Below are 12714 nucleotides of genomic sequence, written 5' to 3'. Positions count from 1 at the left end.
AGTGCGTTTTATTCTCCCAGGCTGCTAAAGAGAAAGACATGGTAAATCGTTACCACGGAAAACCCAAGTGCGCCATCTTCACCATTCACCATTTTGTTTTCCTTGGTGACACCGTATTTCTCGGTATAATAAAGTTCTTGCGATTGATTTCCATCGGCTACTGCCTTCTTCTTGAATCCATAACTTTCTAAACTGCTCTCGAAATCTTTATTGGAATGATTGAGTGCTGTGCTGCTGTTATCCATGTAAGCAAGTTCTTGATTGCCTGGAAATACTTTTATGGCGAGATTTCGCTTTTCATTCGCATACACGCCATCACTTTTTTGATCCCATTGATAGCTGATACCGTTTAGAAAATTGACAATCGTATCTGGCTTGCTACTTTCAAGAATGCTGATGAGTTGTTGAACTTGAATGGGCGCATCGGCAATCTTAATGTGATTGCTTAATTCACTCAAACTGAGAATCGCTTTTGCTAAGCTTGGGTGTTTTTTTGAGTAAAGAATATCTACCGCTTGTCCCATGTACGCGTCATGGAATTCGCTGCCATTTACACTTTGCTCGAATTGATGTTTGCGTCCTGTCGAGTCTTCATACGAAAACATGAGGTCGTAGCTGGTGTTCTTCTGGAACCGTCGTGTTGTGGTTGTCGACGAGCCGTCTACAATGGCGCCCTTTACCAACACGCCGTATTGTTTTAATTCAGCATCTTTTCTAGAACTACCCATCACAAGCAGTATAAATACAAAGATGAAACCTGGAATGATGGCGAATGGCGCCATTTTCCTCCCAGGAGGTTGAGGCTCGTTTGGGTCTGGTTTATCGAATACCTCGTAGATTGCATCGAAGTCAGCGAGTGTTTGGCCTAGCGTAACGAACAATAGCGCACCACCGAGAAATGAAAACATCATCGGCGAGCCTTCGAAGACGTGCACCGGAATGAGGAAGCAAAACAGGATCACTACAAATACGGTGAGCCCTGCCCAAATTTTTCTTCGCGTATTCATTTATTTTTTGTTAAAGAAAATTCTTGCTGAATTAATATATACATCGTACGCACGCGTTTCACCGGCTTTGTTTTTGAATGTCCATAAGCCTTGATACTGTGGTTCCATTCCCGTAAACGTTCCTACCAATTGCAATGAATCCGCATTATCAATTTTTCCCGGTAATGGATTAAGGGAAAGATTTCCGCTGACGGTCGCGGACTTTACCAAGGTGACGTCTGCACCTAAATTTTGAATCGTGGCAGCAAATATTCCTTCTTGAAATCCAGCGTGCTTGCTATGGAACAGCGCATCGTTGTACTCATACTTTTCTTCAATTATCCGTGGATTCCCATCAGGTAGTATGGCTAGTTTCTCCGTAATGTTTTTGATGAGTTCATCTTTACGCAATGAAATCGTATCGAGCTGACCTTTATTTCGAGCAAATGGAGCGAGAAAACTTGGATCGTCATAATCTCCCGTTATAATAACACATCTCAAAGTGCTATTATCGCTCCCGACGACTTTAAGAAAGGATTTGTTGTATTGATCGTCGCGAAGCTCAAAGTATTGGTGAGTGCTTGGCGTTTCGATTGCTTTCTTTATCGCTTCGTTTTTCTCGTGTACATACGCCTCATGTTTCTTCTGCGACGCATAATCGCTAATCTTCATGCCGATTGGAACAACAATAGCGGCGACCAATGCGAGTAGCGGAAGTGCAAAAGTATACCAAGGTGTTTTGTCCTCAAGTGGCAGTGAGTTCAAGATCTTGCCGATAGCCATGTTGGGCTCAAAGAGCTGATCAGATTTAAGATCGCGTAACACCCAAATCTTACCAATTCCAAAAGTAGGAATCCAGAAAAGGTGAACATAACGTTGGCGTCGTTCGATGCGATACTGGTTGTCGATTTCAACGGGCATGCCCAATTCTGAGGGCTTACAACCATGCAGAAGAAATGAGTTGTGACCAAAAACGATCATAGTGTTAGGGGTTAACGTGGGGTAACGATTGCAAAAAACGGTAGATGCGAATAATCAAACTTCTCTTTTAGCAGGCTGATATTACATGCGACAAGTGCGTGCATTTATTGTTGAAATTGTTAGTCGTGCGGGCGGGTGGATCTAACAACCAACAATGGTTAAATCCATAGTGAATGTTTGCATTTCGCAATAAAAACATGGTATTTGATCGTTGAGAATGCATCGTTAAAAAGTTCGATTATGCTTATAGAGGAACATCCATTGCGACATTGGATTAATCATTTTTTCGGTTTTGGCACTTGGCAAGCGAAAGTGTGGTTTGTGGGATTTGAAGAAGGCGGTGGAGATCTGCCGGAAGAAGTCGCTGACAAGCTTAACTACTTTTATCGACATCATGGTAACGCGAGTGATGCCACGTTGTGCGATATACGCGACTTGTCGCGAAACGTAGCATTTCGAATTGATGGGCCCCGCGCGGACAAGTTTAACAATCTCTATGACCATCGTTTTGCGGAGCATGCCGTTCTCCATGGCACCTGGAAAAATTTGATTGCATTTGCACATGGATTCAGGAATGAATCAACACCCGACCTACGCACGTATCAGCAACAGCAATTCACAAAATCGTCGGAGGCCTTAATTAAATTGTATCCGCTTCCTGCACATAACCATGCATGGTATTACAGTTGGCTTGATCTGTCTGAAGAATTTGCATTCTTGAAAACACGTTCCCTTTACGAACAACACGTTTTTAGTCTGCGCATAAAGCAGATTTTGAATTGCATTTCTGAATATCAACCAGAAGTTGTATTGATGTACGGGATGAATAATATAAATGCATTGAAATCTGCGATACAAGAAAAATTTTCTGACGTGAAGTTTAAGATGGTGAAGGGTATTAAGCTGCAGGTACCACAACATCATATTGCCGACATCAATGGTACTACGAAGCTAATACTCACCACACAGATCCCCGCGCTGCGACACAATCGTAAGGAGACAGGGTTTGATTGGGAAGCACTAGGGCGAAGTCTTCGCTCGCGTAAATAACGCGATTTGTTTCGGGAAGCATTACCTGATAAATACCCTTTAGATTTTCTGTTAAAAATGGTTTGCTGCTCCCTTATGTATTCGTGAATGCTTAGCGGCATGCACAATTTACATAACATCTAAACCAAAGCTGATCATGAAGACAAGAAGAATGATGCTACTCGGCAGTAGCTTGTGGCTGTTTTGCGTTGTAACAGCCGTCGCGCAAAGTGATATCACAAATTCCGCGGGAACTGCCTCTGCGCAATATTCGGACTCCCCTTCTGGAGAAGGAATTGCCATGGTAATCGACAATCAAGCGACAACGAAGTACCTAACTTTTCATAATGCGGCATGGATCCAATTTCAGGCGTCCAGCCCATACGTTGTAACACGGTACGCAATTACATCGGCGAACGATGCCGCAGAAAGAGATCCATTGAACTGGACGCTGCAAGGATCAACCAATGGCACGTCGTGGGCAAACTTGAATGTGCAAAGCAACCAAGATTTTCCAAATCGTTTACAACGTCGAGAATTTACGTTCACCAACTCTACGGCGTATAGTTATTATCGTTTGCAAATGACAAATAACAGTGGTACCATTCTACAACTCGCTGAATTGGAATTGTACGGCGTTCCTGCAGGAGGTACAGACGTCGTTACCGCGTACCAGCATACAAATTATGGAGGTACGTTAGGAACGCTTCCCGTTGGCTCATACACCTTGGCTCAACTTCAAGCGCGCGGTATTGCCGACAATTGGATCTCTTCTATTCGGGTGAACGCCGGCTATCGTGTGACCCTTTTTGAGAACGATAATTTTGGTGGCGCGTCCATTACCAAGAATGCGGATGACGCGAATCTCGTAGATGATTTATGGAACGATAAAACAACCTCTATTCGTGTGGAAAGTCTTTCGGCATGTGGAACGTTTCCAGATACGTGGCAAGAACATTGGTTCGAACACAATCTCAATGTTGCGAAAGTGTTTAATGACTGTGATGTCGCGATCTACTACGACAACGATATGGATCGTTCAATCACATGGATACAACAATATGTTGGAGATGCTTGGCGCTACACTAAAACACTCTATGGCGATATGAGTGGTGGAACTGGCGATGGAAGGTTATTCGGAATCTATCACGCCAATAAATTCGGTGGTGGCCATCCTGGATATTATTTTGATGCCGGTCACGATAATCGAAATGTTATTGACTTGGGACAAAACGGATCTTGGGCACAACCGACAGGTTGGAGTTTAGATGCTACCATTCACGAGATAGGCCACATCGTTGAATCGACGACACACAACGGACAAGGTTCCCCTGCATTTCCGATTTGGGGCGACAGCAAGTGGTGTGTTATCTATCAATACGATGTTTACGTAAACGTTGGTTGGGCGAGTGAAGCTACGCGCTGGTATAATCAAAGTAACAACGACGTTTGGTTTAGAGACTGGTTCTATCCCATTTGGCGTGACCGCGGTCAGGGAGCAGTGCTTAATAAGTTCCTCCAACTTGTTTCGATGTATTTTCCCAAGAATGGCAAGCGCTATTCACGTAATATGAATTGGGGAGAGTTCGTACATTTCTGGAGTGGCGCCGCCGGTGTGAATTTGAAACCTCAAGCAGCAACAGCTTTTGGATGGCCAGCAGAGCGTGAAGCACAATTCAACCAAGCACGAATTGATTTCCCCTTTACCTATCCCGATGCAGCTCAGCCAATCCCCTCGCAGACAATGACAGCAGAAGAGGCGAGAGCAATCGACGAATCTGTTACGGTGTGGCCTAATCCAACAACGAGTAAAAAACTCGGTGTCGAGGTAAAGCAGGCTGTAAAAGAAGTAAAAGTTCAAGTGTTTAATTTTGCGGGTGAAAAAGTTACAGAAACTCAACTCGCTGGTAATACCGGACATGTTACACTTGAACAATTTCCGAAGGGCACGTATCTGGTTGTTATTTCTTTCGACGGAAAGAAAGTGAACAGAAAAATACAACTTGATTAGAATTCAATTCTTTAACTCCTGCATCGTGGTGTGCAGGAGTTTTTTATTGCTCCGGATGATCCATAGCGCTGTCTTGTTTTGTGTCGCGCATAAAAATGTAAACCAGCAATGAGATTGCGATAGTGCCAGTAATGTAGTAATAGAAATATGCTTCGTGCCCAGCTTGCTTGAATGACAGCGCGATGTATTCAGCGGATCCGCCAAATATTGCAACGGTGAGTGCGTAAGGTAGTCCTACACCCAATGTGCGGATGTTGGTCGGAAATAATTCAGCCTTTACCACAGCATTAATACTTGTGTATCCACTAACAATCATCAATGCTGCGATCATCAACGCCAATATAACAACGATAGATGTGGTCGATGATAACAAGCTAAATATTGGAATGGTTGCGATCGTGCCAGCGATACCGAACCCTATCAATAAAGGCTTCCGACCAATACGATCTGATAGTGCTCCGAAGGTTGGTTGCAACCCTGCAAACACGAGTAACGCAATAAATGTTAAGACCGTAGACAGTTGCTTCGATACGCCCGCACTGTTCACCAGAAATTTTTGCATGTAAGTTGTGTACGTGTAAAATGCTAACGTTCCTCCCATAGTCAGTCCAACCACCAACAATACAGATTTAGGATGCCGCCATAATTCTACAACGGGATGCCTAAGCGTTGCGTGTTTTTCCTTCAGTTCATTAAAAGCTTCGGTCTCGTGCAGCCTTGATCGAATATAAAGCACGACAATGGATAGTATGGCTCCTATCGCAAAGGGAATTCTCCATCCCCAATGATGGAGTTGTTCTTCCGTCAGAAGGAAGTACTGTAAAATTAATTGAACTGCAAGTGCAAGAACTTGCCCTCCCACTAATGTGACATATTGGAAGCTCGAAAAGAAACCACGTCTTTCAGGTGTCGCCATTTCACTAAGGTATGTTGCTGAGATCCCATACTCGCCGCCTACACTTAGACCTTGAATTAATCTTGCGGTTAGTAACGAGATCGGCGCGAGCACACCAATTTGTTGATACGTTGGAATGATGGCGATCAATACCGAACCAAACGACATTAAAAGGACTGACGTTGTCATGGCCTGTTTCCGCCCGTAACGATCTCCCACCACACCGAACAACCATCCCCCTAGTGGACGCATAATAAAACCCAAAGCAAAGATTCCGGCAGATTGAAGAAGTTGCGCAGTCTGGTCTACGGCTGGAAAAAATGCTGCAGAAAAATAAAGCGCGAAGGCAGAGTAAACATACCAATCATACCATTCAACAAGATTTCCTAACGCACCACCTGCGATTGAGCGGATTCTTGTAGCGGATGATAATGGAGGTTTAATGCTCATGAATTAAATTAAGTAGAAGATCTTCATTTAAACTTTTTGATCAAGGTGTACTGATTTCTGATTGAAGTTCATTGAAGTCAAGCTGCATGCGTGTTAAAATTGAACTAACATCATCGCCCGGAAGAATTTCTTTCGGTTCTCCAAAAACGATTGAAGAACTGAACGGCACAATCAGGCTGTCGTGCTTCGGCATAGCTTTACCCATTCCCTTCATATAGGAGGGTACATACTTTATGTGAGGGCGTTGCAACAAAACCATGGCGACACCAGGCTTCAAAGGCTGTTGAATTTCTGGTTCACCACGCGTTCCTTCTGGAAAAAGAATTAACGAATATCCATCATCAAGTGCTTTAACCATTCGATTGATCGGATCGTTGGCAGGATTGTCTTTGTCGCGCTTGCGTTGAATGAGTAATGTGTTGACAAAGTAGTTACTCAGCTTTGCTTTCAGTTTTGTTTTTCCAAAATGATCTGCCGCCGCGACAGGTTTTACTTTATGGATAATACTTCTGGGCAACGACGCCATAATGGTCATGGTGTCGAGGTGGCTGTTGTGATTGGCAACGATGATGAATTGTTTTTCTTTCAACAAGAATCGTGCGTCAGCAAAGCGTACACCGACAATGATTCGCAGAAATACACGAATGATGTACCCGTATACAAAACGAAGAACTAGTTTTTGCATCAGCAAACAGAAGGATAAGCCAAATAATAGACCAGGTGGAAGAATACAGGGGCGGTGTAGGCGAGCGAGTCGATGCGATCCAATACGCCTCCATGTCCAGGAATTGAAGCGCCCATATCTTTGATACCGATATCACGCTTGACAGATGACATGACGATGTCGCCAAAAAATCCAGCGCATGAAAGAACAAAACTTACACACACAACTTGTACCACGGAAAGCGGCGTAAGGAATCCAAGGAAATATCCGATAATTGTAGTGCTGATAACACCTCCGATAAATCCTTCCCATGTTTTGTTTGGACTTACCTTGGGAATAATCTTGTGCTTTCCTAATAATTTTCCCCACGTGAATTGCATCACATCGTTAATCTCTGTGAGGAACACGAGAAACAAAAGAAGACCTCTTCCCCCAGCGTCGTAATTTGGAAGGTTGGGGAGCGATAGCAAATAGGCCATGTGGCTGATGCCGAACACAGTCAACATCAGCATCCACTGGAGCGATGCCATGGATTTGATGATGCCGGTTGTGTTTCCTTTCAGCACAAGACGTAACTGTAGGAACAGAAACATCACGATAGGAATAAAAATAATGTACGCGCCATACCATTTGATGTAAGCAAGATAGTATTGAATAGGGATGGCAACATATGCCCAAAAAATAGCTCGGCGATCAGATTCACGAAATCCAAGCACAGAATAAAGTTCACGGAAAGCAACGAAAGATAGCAATGCAATAGCGATGTAACATGCCGTCGTATTGATCAGCGTCGCCCCGAGTACCAAAGTAGCCATAACCCACCATGATTTTGTTCGTGCTTTTAACTCGCCAAGTTTTGCTTGTGGCTTTAGTTTACCAACAATGTAAAATAACAATGTTGCAAAAAGCAGAATTCCCAAGATGACATAGACCAATATCATGAGGTCTTTGTTCTCCATGAAATCCATATGAAAAATATTCTTCATGTTCATTCTTTTTTCGCGTTTGATGAATCGTTTAAAAGGGTGTAGACGCATGCGAGTCTACGGTAACATGTTATTAGCAATCCGATGTTCATACCAATTAACGCATAATAGAAAATTGGTGGATACCAGATCGCGATCACACAACAACCGGTAACCAATGCCATGCGATGCTGCTTAGCCATCGGCCCTAGAAAATGATGTCCAACTTGAAGTGAAGCCCCTAGTGTTCTGATATATGCCGTCGTAATTGAAAGCGCTATGGCAAGATATACCAGCTCGGAACCATATGGCTGAGTCTTAACTAAAAATATTAAACCGAACAATGTAAACGTATCGCTTACGCGGTCAGGAACTTCGTTGTAAATGCCTCCCACTGCGGATTTTTTATCGTGTTCAACAGCAACCATTCCATCAAGGAGGTTCATGATTAACCTTCCCTGGATACCGACGATTGCAAGTGTCATCATTGCAGCGTGAACCACGAAAGTAGTTGATGTTGCATCCAAGTAGAATGCGGCCATTGATATTGCGGCGAACACAATACTCAATATGGAAATGGTGTTGGGTGAAACATTTTGTTTAGCTAGGAATGAGGCTGTGTTTTTAGCCCATCCTGAGTCGCGCGAGGCAATTGGCCTACGACCCTGTGATGGTTGTGTCATCGTTGATTGAATAGATGATTAAATCTTCAGGCAAACTATCATGACGTTTATGAGCATGACGTGTGCCTATATCGGCTTGAAAATAACACCTTTTCATCACCTAAAAAACTTATCAGATTTTTGTAAGTACACTATACAAATCGAAAACAAGACGTAATTTTACGATGGTCTAAGGTACCCCAATGAAGAAAATTTTAATCGTTGTATCGATCCTGTCGATTCTGGCTGTCTTTTCTTGTAAAGATGAAGTTGTTAACAAGCCAGTTTTTGAAACGTTGCAGGTTACACGTGCCGATACCGGTGCCACCTTTCAAGCGAAAATCAATTTGCTTGGTGGTCAATCTGCCGATGACTATGGCTTTGTCTGGTCAGATCAAACATCTCCTACTATTGATGACTCAGTCTATTATTTTCGCACACTGGCGAAACAAGGAACATTTCTATACACCGTTAACAATGACCTAACGCCTGGTAAAATTTACTACGTTCGCGCTTTTATTAAGTCAGAGAATCAAATTATTTATGCAAATGAAGTACAGTTCGAAAGTTTGGGTTCTGCGACTCCATTCATAACCAGCTTCTCTCCTTCCAGCGGCGGCGCCGAAGATGTGATCGTTATCAAAGGCGATAACTTTACCAGAGTCATCAGTAACATGCAGGTTCTCATCGGCGAGAATCAACTTGAAATTCTGGAAGCATCTAGAAATGAACTGAAAGTAAAAATTCCGGCATCGTACCATACCGCGACACTGCCCATTGCGCTCACGGTTACTGGTAAGTCCGCACAGTCGAAGGAACAATTTACACTGAACGGGCCGATACTTCAACAGATCGCTCCTGTCAAAGGATCAGCAGGTACAGAAATTACGCTTTTAGGCAGTGGATTTTCGACTACGCCCCAAGAAAATCACGTGACGATCGGCGCGACGGAAGTAGTGGTAAAAGAAGCTACTTCAACGACGCTTACAGTAATCGCGCCTCGGCTCAGCGAAGCGGGTCTGAAAGATGTAGAGATTGAGGTTCATGGGGCTCGAAGTAAATTGCAAAATGGATTCGAATTGACAGGACCAGTGATTACTTCGTTTTCACCTTCCGCCGGGGTTCAACATTCAATACTAAAAATTTATGGGACAGGTTTTTCTTCTGTTGCTGCTGAGAATCAAGTGATGATCGGGCATTCACTCGCGCCTGCGGAAATTATTAGCGCGACACCGACGGAATTAGAAGTGCGTGTTCCCATGGTGTATAGCACAACCTCATCTCCAATTGGCATCACCGTAAAAAGTATCTACAATTCTTCTAAGGATAACTTCAGTGTTGAAGGGCCAGAAATTGCAAGTATTACACCCGGCGAAGTATATCCGGGTGCATATGTCACGCTACATGGTAAAAATTTTATTGCAAACGATTTGAACATGTGGCTCTCGATGCAATCGAGCAGTTCCCTCTCAATCGAATCCATGACGCCGACGGAAATGAAGGTTTATGTTCCGCTAGACGTGACAAGGAGTGCGCCTGTTGTCATACACATTGGTGGGATAACCTACACGACACCGTTCGACTTGACTATATTAAGTCCCTGGGCGAAGCAACCAAGTTTCCCAGGCATAAAAGAGCGCGGTGCAACGGCATTTACAATTGGCAATTATGGATATGTGGGACTAGGATGGTCAACACAGGGTGTGAACTCAAAAGATTTTTGGAGATATGATCCTGTCACTGAAATTTGGACTCAAGTCGCAGATTTTCCCGGCCCGGCGCGACGACATGCTTTTTCGTTTGTGATTGATGGAAAAGCATATGTGGGTGGCGGTTTTAATGGGAGCACATTGTTTTTTGACCTATGGCAATATAATCCGGCGACAGATACATGGACAAAAAAGAGCAACTTCTATTTTCAAGGGAGCTACACCAGTGAGACGCTTGTTTATGCTACGGCAATTGGTAACTATGGTTATTTTATCAAGTCGGAGTATCTACATCGTTATGATCCGTCAACGGACACATGGTCCATTCAATACGATCCAAAACTTGATGGGGCTTATGAGTTTGCCGTAACCGTCGGGAACAAAGGGTATTTTAAGAAAGCCTTTGTCAGCGGCATGTTTGAATTTGAACCAGCAACAAATACTTGGACCACGATCGATACTAATAATTTTGGTTGGTGGGATGTTCCTGCGTGGGTCATTAACAATAAGCTGTATTATGGAAATGGGTCTAATCTCTTTGAATTCGATCCCGCAACGCAGACCCACCGAAGTCTTCCTGTAATGAAAGAGGCTCCCGGCGGTGCTGCCACTTTTAGCATAGGCGATTATGGCTATTTTGTCGGTGGACGTGTGTTTTATAAGTTCAACCCTAGTTATAAATGAAAAAGAGCATACTGCTAATGGGGATTGTGGCCAGTACAATGTTGCTACTGCAACGGCATGGCTATGCGCAGAATCTGGTTGTTGACGCTCGTGACGAACTTCAAATTTCAGTTAGTGTTCAAGCACCGATAGGATCAAAAAACGCTGATGCGAAACCGACTTTGTTCCCCAATATGAAACCCGGGATAGGATACGATGTACGCTATACAACTAAACTTTTTTCAAGACTTCGTATTGGTGCATGGGTGAATTATGCCAGCTTTAACGATTGGAGTCATTCAACAGCTAGTGACTATAAAGATGCAAAAATCAAATTTTCATCTTTTGGACCGACGATTGTCTATCGGTTACCGTTGCCTTTCGAAAAACACAACAATGTATTTCGTGTAGATGTATGTTTGTCACCTGGGTTAACAAATCTTGATGTCAATACAACACGGGAATCGTCCATTAATTTAGATTCATCTACACCACCACTTACGGTAGAAGCAACACGTTTTACAATGGGAATCGATGCTCACTTTAGCTATCTCAAAAATCGTACATATGGATTTAGCCTCGCAGTGGGTTATCAGCATGTGAATGCTGAATCTAAAGTGTTTCCTGATTCTTACTATGGCGCTTGGAGTATGCGCGCAGGTTTCTTATTCCGAATTAAGCAAGATAAACAGTTCAAGTATTCAACGTTATGAAATTGATAGTTGGTTGGTTGTTGAATGTTATTCTGATGATTACAAGTGCAGCAGCGGCACAAGATAGTTTTGTATTGGGTGACCCTCGGGCCATTGTTTTAGATATGAAATTAGAAGAATCATCGTCGCGCATTATTGCAAATCTTAGCAATGAATTGCAGGTTTGGAATTATCAAACCAGAACTTTAGAAATGCGTTGGACTGTCGCTAAAGTCATTGCGATTGATCTTCGTCAAAATGTTGTGGCAGGAGTGTCTAAAAACGGTACAATTTCAACTTGGAGCGTTTCCTCAGGTAAGTTGCTAATGGAAAAAAATATTGGTGCTACACCGTTGATCTGCATTACTTGGTTCGACGATAATGCACTCGTGGTTGGTGGAGAGGATGGATTTGTCTATAAAATAAATGCTTTTAATGGAGAGGTTATCGCGAAGCATCAGCAAAAAAGCCCTATTACTGCAATCGCATGTACTTCAAATGCTGATATCATTACAGGAAACAAGGGCGGCCTGATTACAAGTTATGAAGGTAATGCACTCAAGTATAAATACGCCATCAAAGGACATCGCAGTTGGATAAGGTCAATCAAGGCATCAAAGAAAGGTGTCATTACATCAGGGGATGACGGTTACTACCGCGAGTGGACGTCGACGCTGATTGAAACTACGAACAAAAAAATAGGTGATTGGATTTTGTCTAGCGATTACATTGTTACGGACGACAACTACTGCGCTGCATTTGGTGAAAGTAGTGGAAAGGTTTCAGTGATTTTTCCATTGGGAAAGTACACGACAAAAGTCAAGGCAATGGTGAACGCGATTGATATTATATCTGATAATACTCCTGAAATTGTTGTCGCTGTTGGTACGCATGGAAACGGAATCCATGTTATCTCTGCCAAACAGATGGATTACTCCAAAAAATAAACGTGCATTAAGACCCGACGATATATCGGGTCTTGTTATTTATTCTAAGTGAAAATGATA

Annotated in this window: 11 protein-coding genes; 5 read left to right on the top strand and 6 right to left on the bottom strand. The window is 43.1% G+C overall.

Features of this window, described 5'->3' with window-relative positions:
• Positions 1 to 8: 8 nt before the first annotated feature.
• On the bottom strand, positions 9 to 1007 hold the full coding sequence (locus DQQ10_RS15080; RefSeq protein WP_112747718.1) for a hypothetical protein: 999 nt from the start codon (positions 1005 to 1007) through the stop codon (positions 9 to 11).
• On the bottom strand, positions 1008 to 1967 hold the full coding sequence (locus tag DQQ10_RS15075) for a hypothetical protein (RefSeq protein WP_112747717.1): 960 nt from the start codon (positions 1965 to 1967) through the stop codon (positions 1008 to 1010).
• Positions 1968 to 2207: 240 nt separating this feature from the next.
• Here DQQ10_RS15075 and DQQ10_RS15070 point away from each other — a divergent pair, with 240 nt between their 5' ends.
• Together DQQ10_RS15070 and DQQ10_RS15065 are read left to right on the top strand one after the other, a co-directional pair.
• Positions 2208 to 3017: a hypothetical protein gene (locus DQQ10_RS15070; protein WP_133259660.1), complete on the top strand. Its 810-nt coding sequence runs from the start codon at positions 2208 to 2210 to the stop codon at positions 3015 to 3017.
• Between the two features lie 136 nt (positions 3018 to 3153).
• Positions 3154 to 5007: a T9SS type A sorting domain-containing protein gene (locus DQQ10_RS15065; RefSeq protein ID WP_112747715.1), complete on the top strand. Its 1854-nt coding sequence runs from the start codon at positions 3154 to 3156 to the stop codon at positions 5005 to 5007.
• A gap of 43 nt (positions 5008 to 5050) precedes the next feature.
• On the opposite strand, the gene DQQ10_RS15060 is transcribed toward DQQ10_RS15065, so the two are convergent.
• The 4 genes from DQQ10_RS15060 to DQQ10_RS15045 are packed head-to-tail and all read right to left on the bottom strand — an operon-like array spanning position 5051 to position 8664.
• Positions 5051 to 6352 (bottom strand): MFS transporter, encoded by a 1302-nt coding sequence (locus DQQ10_RS15060; RefSeq protein ID WP_112747714.1) that lies wholly within the window; start codon positions 6350 to 6352, stop codon positions 5051 to 5053.
• A gap of 40 nt (positions 6353 to 6392) precedes the next feature.
• Positions 6393 to 7037: a lysophospholipid acyltransferase family protein gene (locus DQQ10_RS15055; RefSeq protein ID WP_112747713.1), complete on the bottom strand. Its 645-nt coding sequence runs from the start codon at positions 7035 to 7037 to the stop codon at positions 6393 to 6395.
• Entirely contained in the window at positions 7037 to 8002 is a 966-nt protein-coding gene (locus DQQ10_RS15050) for a phosphatidate cytidylyltransferase (RefSeq protein ID WP_112747793.1), read from the bottom strand. The genes DQQ10_RS15055 and DQQ10_RS15050 overlap by 1 nt, the downstream gene beginning before the upstream one ends.
• 2 nt (positions 8003 to 8004) lie before the next feature.
• Positions 8005 to 8664: a CDP-alcohol phosphatidyltransferase family protein gene (locus DQQ10_RS15045; RefSeq protein WP_112747712.1), complete on the bottom strand. Its 660-nt coding sequence runs from the start codon at positions 8662 to 8664 to the stop codon at positions 8005 to 8007.
• A 182-nt stretch (positions 8665 to 8846) separates the two neighbouring features.
• On the opposite strand from DQQ10_RS15045, the gene DQQ10_RS15040 reads away from it, so the two are divergent.
• Genes DQQ10_RS15040 through DQQ10_RS15030 form a run of 3 tightly spaced genes read left to right on the top strand, consistent with a single transcriptional unit; the run spans position 8847 to position 12654 of the window.
• Positions 8847 to 11036, top strand: a complete 2190-nt coding sequence (locus DQQ10_RS15040) for an IPT/TIG domain-containing protein (protein WP_112747711.1) — start codon at positions 8847 to 8849, stop codon at positions 11034 to 11036.
• A complete protein-coding gene (locus DQQ10_RS15035; protein ID WP_112747710.1) occupies positions 11033 to 11728 on the top strand; it encodes a hypothetical protein in 696 nt (231 codons plus the stop codon). Before DQQ10_RS15040 ends, DQQ10_RS15035 begins: the two co-directional genes overlap by 4 nt.
• Complete coding sequence (locus DQQ10_RS15030) at positions 11725 to 12654, top strand: WD40 repeat domain-containing protein (protein WP_112747709.1); 930 nt, start codon at positions 11725 to 11727, stop codon at positions 12652 to 12654. The genes DQQ10_RS15035 and DQQ10_RS15030 overlap by 4 nt, the downstream gene beginning before the upstream one ends.
• Positions 12655 to 12714 lie beyond the last annotated feature (60 nt).

Source organism: Pseudochryseolinea flava, from assembly GCF_003286915.1.
GTDB classification, from domain to species: Bacteria; Bacteroidota; Bacteroidia; order Cytophagales; family Cyclobacteriaceae; genus Ohtaekwangia; species Ohtaekwangia flava.
The sequence above is the reverse complement of the archived record's forward strand: the minus strand, read 5'-3'. Positions and strand labels throughout refer to the sequence as shown.

What these genes read in the sequence shown, in the direction of transcription:
- DQQ10_RS15040 (WP_112747711.1), top strand. Translation starts at nt 8,847, where the DNA reads ATGAAGAAAATTTTAATCGTTGTATCGATCCTGTCGATTCTGGCTGTC.
- DQQ10_RS15055 (WP_112747713.1), bottom strand. Translation starts at nt 7,037, where the DNA reads ATGCAAAAACTAGTTCTTCGTTTTGTATACGGGTACATCATTCGTGTA.
- DQQ10_RS15050 (WP_112747793.1), bottom strand. Translation starts at nt 8,002, where the DNA reads ATGAAGAATATTTTTCATATGGATTTCATGGAGAACAAAGACCTCATG.
- DQQ10_RS15035 (WP_112747710.1), top strand. Translation starts at nt 11,033, where the DNA reads ATGAAAAAGAGCATACTGCTAATGGGGATTGTGGCCAGTACAATGTTG.
- DQQ10_RS15070 (WP_133259660.1), top strand. Translation starts at nt 2,208, where the DNA reads ATGCTTATAGAGGAACATCCATTGCGACATTGGATTAATCATTTTTTC.
- DQQ10_RS15045 (WP_112747712.1), bottom strand. Translation starts at nt 8,664, where the DNA reads ATGACACAACCATCACAGGGTCGTAGGCCAATTGCCTCGCGCGACTCA.
- DQQ10_RS15075 (WP_112747717.1), bottom strand. Translation starts at nt 1,967, where the DNA reads ATGATCGTTTTTGGTCACAACTCATTTCTTCTGCATGGTTGTAAGCCC.
- DQQ10_RS15060 (WP_112747714.1), bottom strand. Translation starts at nt 6,352, where the DNA reads ATGAGCATTAAACCTCCATTATCATCCGCTACAAGAATCCGCTCAATC.
- DQQ10_RS15080 (WP_112747718.1), bottom strand. Translation starts at nt 1,007, where the DNA reads ATGAATACGCGAAGAAAAATTTGGGCAGGGCTCACCGTATTTGTAGTG.
- DQQ10_RS15065 (WP_112747715.1), top strand. Translation starts at nt 3,154, where the DNA reads ATGAAGACAAGAAGAATGATGCTACTCGGCAGTAGCTTGTGGCTGTTT.
- DQQ10_RS15030 (WP_112747709.1), top strand. Translation starts at nt 11,725, where the DNA reads ATGAAATTGATAGTTGGTTGGTTGTTGAATGTTATTCTGATGATTACA.